A 6,000-nucleotide genomic window follows, 5' to 3' on the forward strand; every position below is an offset into this window, starting at 1 on the left:
TAACCAGAAAAATCTCGAAAGAGAAAATTAAAGAAGTTTTATTATGTATTTTTAAGGCAAATATTAAATATAAAAAAAAGCACGTAAAACATATTCCGCACATTATAAAAAATATAGCTATGATAATATAAATTTCTTTATCAGAATTATATTTAGAAGTCATTACTGGTGTCATATATAATCCACCATTTTTTTTGCTTGCTATTTCTATAACTAGATCATAATGTTCTTTTTTCTTAATATTAGCAGAATAAATATGCCTACTGATATTTGCGCTTACATCATCTATATTTTTTGATAAGTTCCCACTTTTACAGATTAATTGACCATCCAAATAAATGCTATATGCACCGGAAAAATTAGGTATAAAAATTACCAAATCATCTGTATTTTTTATATTTTTAAGTTTAATTTCATAGCTTCCATACATAAAGCTTTTATAATTGGACTTTTTTTTTAAAGTTGGAATTTCAACGATTTCACATATGTTCCCGTTATTTTCAGTATTTATATTATCAGATATAATAAATACGTTTTTATAGAACTTCCATTGACCATTAAGATATATTTTATTGTTTTTGTCTAATGAATAATTATTTATATCTAATGAATAATTAGATATTTTAGGCTCATCTGTAATTGAACTATGATAATAACTAAATAATGGAATTAAAATAATAGAAAATATAGATATAAAGAAAACTATGTAATAAATTATATTAAGATAATTAGTTTTTAATAAGCCCAAACGTCAACCTCTTTTTTATTTATTATTTATGGGAACTATAAGACAACATATACTCAATATATTCAAAATTAAAAAAAAAGTCAATAATTACGTAAAAATATTGTCTAATTTTGTCAAAAATCAACGCTTTGTCAACGCAGTATTTGATATAGTAACAAATATCGCAAAGATTATAAATGTGAAGGAGTTTGGTTATATGTGGAAAAATATGAAAATCAGAAATAAAATTTTAACAGGTTTTGCAATTATAGAAATATTATTGATTATTTCTATGTTATTTTCAATGGGGAATATTAATAGGGTTTCTTCTGAAGTTGATAAATACAATAAAATTATAATTCCTAACAGTGAAGCAATAGATGATATTCAAAAAAGTATGGTATCTATTCAAAGATATTTATATCAAGCTATTGCAACTACAGATTTGACTGAAACAAAAGAATATTGTGATAAATCTGTGGAAGAAAGCAATCTTATATCAAGTAATCTGGAAAAGTTAAAAAGTAATAACGGTATCTTAGAGGACAATTACAGTGAATTATCGGAAGCTTTGTCAAGGGGTAAAGATATTAGATTAAAAGTAATTGATAGCGCATTAAAAAATGATAATGAAACATCATTAAGTATACTGAATAACCAATTTAATCCAATATTTGATGAAGCTAATTCTATAATGGAAAAATGCTATAATGAAAAAGTTGAAGTTGAAAAAAATATGGTGGAAAATTCAGAAAAAGTAAGAAAGAATGCTTTAATATTACAAGGTATATTGCTAATTATTTCAGTTATAATATCAATTATCGTTTCTGTAATTATTACAAAAAGCATAAATAAGCCTTTGGATGAAATTAAATGGGCAGCGACAGAAGTAGCTAAAGGTAATTTGAATTTAGAAATAAATTATTATTCAAAGGACGAAATTGGAGATTTGGCAGAAGAGTATAGAGAGACATGTAAAACAATATCAAAATATATTAAATGTATTGATGATGCTATGTTTGACATGGCAAATGGAAATTTTGACATTGAATCACCTGAAAAATTCATTGGTGATTTTGAGAGTATTGAAGAATCAATTACAAACTTCATAATACATATATCAACTGTGCTTGGTGATATTAAAGTATCTGCTGAGATGGTCGATAATGCATCAGATCAAGTATCAAGCGGGGCACAAACTTTAGCTCAAGGTGCTACAGAACAAGCAAGTTCTATAGAGGAACTTTCAGCTTCAATATCAGAAATCTCAAATCAAGTAAAGGCTAATGCAGAAAATTCAAATAAGGCTAAGGAAATGGCTATTAATTCATCAAATGCAATAGAAAATAGTAATAATCAAATGAAAGAATTAATGGGAGCTATGGATGGTATAAATGCATCTTCAAATGAAATAGGTAAAATTATAAAAACTATTGAAGACATTGCATTTCAAACCAATATATTAGCGTTAAATGCTGCTGTAGAAGCAGCTAGAGCTGGTACTGCCGGCAAAGGTTTTGCAGTTGTAGCAGAAGAAGTAAGAAATTTGGCAAGTAAAAGTGCAGAAGCTGCAAAAAATACTACTTCATTAATAAGCAGTTCTATTGCAGCTGTAGATAAAGGAATAAAAATAGCAAATGAAACTGCGGAAGCACTTTTAAATGTTGTTCAGGGTGCAGAAGAAACCACTGGATTAATAGAACAGGTTAATAATGCTACCAACGAACAAGCAGCATCCATTTCTCAAATTAATTTAGGTATTGAACAAATTTCAACTGTAATTCAAAATAATTCAGCTACAAGCGAAGAGAGTGCTGCTGCTGCTGAAGAATTATCTGGGCAGGCTGAAATTATGAAACAGGCAGTAAATAAATTTAAAGTTAAAGATATTGATGGCGTAAATTTAGGGAAAAATGCTGACATTAAGGAATCTTTTAATATATAGAATAAATATAAATTAAAAAGTATAATCTGAAAATATGAATTCTATTGATATTATTTTCTCTTAAAAATAAATCTCTAGTGAAGATTTTCATATATTTAATATTTTTAGAATAAGGATATTTAAGTTATAGACTTAATATAATAGAATAGGTTATTTATGATATTAATGGATAAAGTAATTCTTTACTTTATCCATTAATATATAGTATAATAACTATAAGTTTGCGCCTAAAACTAGTTTTGTGGTGAAGTTTATAAAATTGAGGGAAAGTAGGAAAGAGTTTAATGGAAGAAAGAAATATAGCACTATATATAATTGCTACTTTATTGACTTGTGGAATATTTGGTCTCTATTGGATGTATTGCATAAATAATGATACAAATAATATATCAAATGAGCCTGGTACAGAAGGATCACTGGTTGTTGTTTTTTCGATTATAACCTGTGGAATTTACACAATATATTGGGCATATAAAATGGGAGAACAAATCACTATTGCAAAGAACTCAGGAAATCAAGGAAGTTCAGAATTAAGCATTTTGTATTTGGTTTTAGCTTTATTTGGACTGAATATTATAGGTATGGCATTAATGCAAAGTGAAATAAATAGGATAAAATTAAATTATAATGGACACTAGAAAGAAGAATAGAATAATAAGAGTAACATTATGGGCTGGTATAGTTTTCTGTGCCGGCCTTATGTATGCCTATTTATATTCTTATTATAGTATTAGAATTCCATGCGTATTTCATACTGTAACCGGATTATATTGTCCTGGATGTGGGATATCTCGTATGTGTATTGCATTATTGCATTTTAACTTTAAAGGTGCATTTTCTTATAATCAGGGAGTTATGCTGGCTTTGCCAATTATGATAATTATAGCCGCGCAAGTAATTATAAAATATATTAAATCAGGAAATACCAGATTAACAAAAGGGCAAAATATAGTAGTTTGGGTTTTAGTTATATATTTTATTACTTTTGGAATTATTAGAAATATTTTAGTGTTTATTTATTCACAACCTACACCACTGTAATTTATAAAAAAAGAATTATTTAAGGCTTTCAATATTTTGAAAGCTTTTTTATTTTAAAAAATTTTTGCTAATAACAAAATAATACATTGTTATTGCTAGATTAATAATTTACAAATATTCTGAATAGTGTTAAAATTCATACGAATAAATTAATTTAACCAAAGGAGGTAAATTATGAAAACTAAAAAAGTTTTAAGTATTTTATTATGTTTGGTATTGACTGTGACTGTGTTTACAGGATGTAGCAATAAGCCTGCAAATATGGCTGCTACAGTATTAGAAAATGGTAATATTTATACTGTTGATGGGGATGATTGGTCAGAAAATCCTATGAAGGCAATTGCAATAGGTAATAATGGTAAAATATTAGCTGTTGGAGCAGATAAAGATGTAGAAAGTTATATAGGAGATGATACGAAAGTAGTTGATTTAAAAGGTAAAACCGTATTACCAGGAATAGTAGATGCTCATGTACATACTCCTGGGACTGCATTAACTAAATTATATAGTATATATTTATATGATACTATTACTAAAGATCAAACATTAGAGGCTATAGAAAAATATATTACAGAAAATCCTGATATGGAAGAATATTGGGGGGAAGGATTCTCTATTGGTATGGCAGGTGATGCTAAGGGTCCAAAAAAGGAATGGCTAGATGAAATTTGCCTTGATAAACCTATAATTTTAACATCAAATGACGGACATAATTTGTGGCTTAACAGTAAGGCTTTTGAATTGAACGGTATTACAAAAGATACTCCAAATCCTGCAGGCGGACTGATTCAAAAAGATCCTTTAAGTGGTGAACTTTGGGGGACTTTAACGGATGCTTCAAATTTAATCAGTATGGAGCAAACTTTTACAAAGGAGCAGCAAAATAAAGCTTTAGAATATTTTCAGGATAGCATGCATAAATGGGGATATACTGCTATAATGTCAATTGCACCATCTTCAGTAGATGCTGACATATATAAAAATCTAGAAAATGATGGGAAGTTGACAATGAGGGTAAATATGTCTGGTATTATAGAGAATGATAAAGAGTTTGAACAACAATTACAAGAAGCAAAAGATATGAGAGAAGAATTAAATTCTGATTTAATCAAGGTTAGCACTGTTAAATATTTCGCGGATGGAGTTATAGAAGGAATGACGGGATATTTAACTGAGCCGTATGATGCTGCTGCTGGATTAGATCCTGATTATAGATCAGAATTTTATTGGGATCCTGAAGAATTAAAAACATATTTTGATAGAACTATGGAAGAGGGATTTCAAATTCATGTTCATTCTATCGGTGATGAAGCTACAAAACTTGTATTAGATGCTATGGAATATGCACAGGAGCAAAACAGTGAAATGGATGCAAGGAATGTAATTACGCATTTGCAGGTTGTGAACGATGCTGATAAAGCTAGATTTGGCGAATTGGGAGTTATTGCAGCACTTCAGCCATTTTGGCATTTTAAAGAACCTGAATGGTGGGAAGTTGTAGATTTGATTGCATTAGGCAAGGAAAGAGCCGAGAAAGAATATCCTGTTAAATCACTTTTAGATAATGGAGCTATTTTAACCTCTTCAGGTGATCATCCTGTTTCACCAATTAATAATCCATTCTGGGCTATGGAAACAGCTGTTACAAGAAATTTGAATAATGCTGATTATTACGGTGTCGAAGATATTAAAGACGTGGATGATCCTAAATATTTATTAAACAAAGACGAAAGAATTTCTATTGAGGATATAATTAAAGCATATACAATTAATGGAGCTTATCAATTATATAGAGAGGATGAAATTGGATCTCTAAAAGCAGGTAAATGCGGAGATTTGGTTATAATTAATGATGATATTATTAATATGGATCCCCTTAAAATAGATGGTATTGAAATAATAGCAACAATGTTTAATGGCAAAGTGGTTAGCGGCGAACTTTAAATAAATTTTGAGTGTATGAAAAAAAGTCTGTAAATTAACTTTCTATGATAAGATTTTAAATGTGGTCGGCTCATTTGAGCTGACCTTAACTGTTTTCAATATATTAAATTTTTCTAAGCATGTCAAGAACATCTTTAATAAAGATGTAATTTATTACCATATTTTGCTGCTTTTAAAATTGGAATCTTTCCTCGTACATAATTGAAAATTCACCATATACCTTACCCCAGTTTTTAAGTGGCTGGCTCCATTTTTTTGTGGCTTGAAGTGTAGCAAGATAAAGGGACTTTAAAAGTGCCTTATCATTTGGGAATACACTTCTTTGAGCATTTAATTTCTTGTA

The 6,000-nt window shown here is 28.8% G+C and carries 4 protein-coding genes and 1 pseudogene; 4 read left to right on the plus strand and 1 reads right to left on the minus strand.

Annotation, left to right across the window (positions count from 1 at the left end):
- The first annotated feature begins 944 nt into the window (after positions 1-944).
- The 4 genes from K292_RS17040 (at position 945) to K292_RS0111665 (ending at position 5,657) form a co-directional block, all read left to right on the plus strand.
- Positions 945-2,672 carry a methyl-accepting chemotaxis protein gene (locus K292_RS17040; protein WP_051280696.1) on the plus strand — a complete coding sequence of 576 codons (1,728 nt, stop codon included), beginning with the start codon at positions 945-947 and terminating at the stop codon, positions 2,670-2,672.
- Between the two features lie 284 nt (positions 2,673-2,956).
- A complete protein-coding gene (locus tag K292_RS0111655) occupies positions 2,957-3,310 on the plus strand; it encodes a DUF4234 domain-containing protein (RefSeq protein ID WP_027399975.1) in 354 nt (117 codons plus the stop codon).
- Positions 3,300-3,713 carry a DUF2752 domain-containing protein gene (locus tag K292_RS0111660; protein WP_037373151.1) on the plus strand — a complete coding sequence of 138 codons (414 nt, stop codon included), beginning with the start codon at positions 3,300-3,302 and terminating at the stop codon, positions 3,711-3,713. The genes K292_RS0111655 and K292_RS0111660 overlap by 11 nt, the downstream gene beginning before the upstream one ends.
- A 174-nt stretch (positions 3,714-3,887) precedes the next feature.
- Complete coding sequence (locus K292_RS0111665) at positions 3,888-5,657, plus strand: amidohydrolase (RefSeq protein ID WP_051280697.1); 1,770 nt, start codon at positions 3,888-3,890, stop codon at positions 5,655-5,657.
- A 172-nt stretch (positions 5,658-5,829) separates the two neighbouring features.
- Here K292_RS0111665 and K292_RS19650 read toward each other — a convergent pair.
- Positions 5,830-6,000 (minus strand): annotated as a pseudogene (locus K292_RS19650) (IS256 family transposase); the annotation flags it as partial.

Origin of the sequence: Anaerovorax odorimutans DSM 5092 (assembly GCF_000426305.1) — a bacterium.
GTDB lineage: Bacteria > Bacillota > Clostridia > Peptostreptococcales > Anaerovoracaceae > Anaerovorax > Anaerovorax odorimutans.

Excerpts from the sequence above, each read along its gene's own strand:
- K292_RS0111660 (WP_037373151.1), top strand. The coding sequence starts at position 3,300 with ATGGACACTAGAAAGAAGAATAGAATAATAAGAGTAACATTATGGGCT.
- K292_RS0111655 (WP_027399975.1), top strand. The coding sequence starts at position 2,957 with ATGGAAGAAAGAAATATAGCACTATATATAATTGCTACTTTATTGACT.
- K292_RS0111665 (WP_051280697.1), top strand. The coding sequence starts at position 3,888 with ATGAAAACTAAAAAAGTTTTAAGTATTTTATTATGTTTGGTATTGACT.
- K292_RS17040 (WP_051280696.1), top strand. The coding sequence starts at position 945 with ATGTGGAAAAATATGAAAATCAGAAATAAAATTTTAACAGGTTTTGCA.